Source organism: Streptomyces sp. NPDC001544 (assembly GCF_042894285.1).
In the GTDB taxonomy this organism is placed as follows: Bacteria; Actinomycetota; Actinomycetes; order Streptomycetales; family Streptomycetaceae; genus Streptomyces.
Genome location: NZ_JBIAVN010000041.1, coordinates 1 through 1,030 on the forward strand (window position 1 = coordinate 1; position 1,030 = coordinate 1,030).

Consider the following 1,030-nt stretch of genomic DNA (forward strand, 5'->3'; position numbering starts at 1 on the left):
TTCGCGGTGGATTTGTTCGATCGGGTGACTGCGGTGGGTTTGGTGGAGCGGTTGGGTCGGGTGTTGTCGGGGGTGGTGGCGGATCCGGGGTGTCGGGTGTCGGCTCTGGATGTGCTGGGTGAGGAGGAGCGGCGGCGGGTTGTTGTGGAGTGGAACGGCTCGGCGTGTGAGGTGGTGTTCGGGGGGTCGGTTCAGGAGCGGTTCGCGGATCAGGTGCGGCGGTCGCCGGATGTGGTGGCGGTGTCGTGTGCGGGTCGGGAGTTGTCGTATCGGGAGTTGGATGAACGGGCGAATCGGCTGGCTCATCGGCTGATCGGTCTGGGGGTGGGTGCGGAGTCGCCGGTGGCGTTGGTGATGGAGCGTTCGGTGGACACCGTGGTGGCGATCGTTGCGGTGTTGAAGGCGGGTGGGGCGTATCTGCCGTTGCATGTGGGGCTGCCGGTGGAGCGGATGGAGTGGATCGTCGGTGAGGCGGGTGCCTCGGTGGTGGTCGCGGATCGTGTGATGGCGGGGCGTGGGCTGCCGGGTGGTTGCCCGGTGGTGGTGGTGGACGGGGATGAGCTGCTGGGTGGGTTGCCGGCGGTGGATCCGGGTGTGGTGTCGCTGCCGGAGCAGTTGGCGTATGTGATGTTCACGTCGGGGTCGACGGGTGAGCCCAAGGGTGTGGGGGTCACGCATCGGGATGTGCTGGAGCTGGCGGGTGACCGTTTGTTCCGTGAGGGGCATGAGCGGGTGCTGTTGCTGGCGTCGTTCGCTTTCGATCCGTCGACGTATGCGTTGTGGGTGCCGTTGTTGCGGGGTGGTCGGGTGGTGGTGTCGCCTCCGGGGGATCTGGAGGTGGGTACGGTTGCGCGGTTGTTGCGGGAGGAGGAGATCACCGGGCTGGATGTGACGGCGGGTCTGTTCCGGGTGATCGCGGAGGAGGCTCCGGAGTGTTTCGCCGGGGTCCGTGAGGTTTTCACCGGTGGAGACGTGATCTCCCCGACCGCGGTACGACGCGTCCTGGAAGCCTGCCCCGACACCATCGTCC

Annotated in this window: 1 protein-coding gene; it reads left to right on the top strand. The window is 67.0% G+C overall.

All coding sequences use genetic code 11. From position 1 onward, the window contains the following. Positions 1–1,030, top strand: a 1,030-nt coding sequence (locus ACFY0F_RS39100) for an AMP-binding protein (RefSeq protein WP_388806000.1), incomplete at both ends; no start/stop codon positions are given.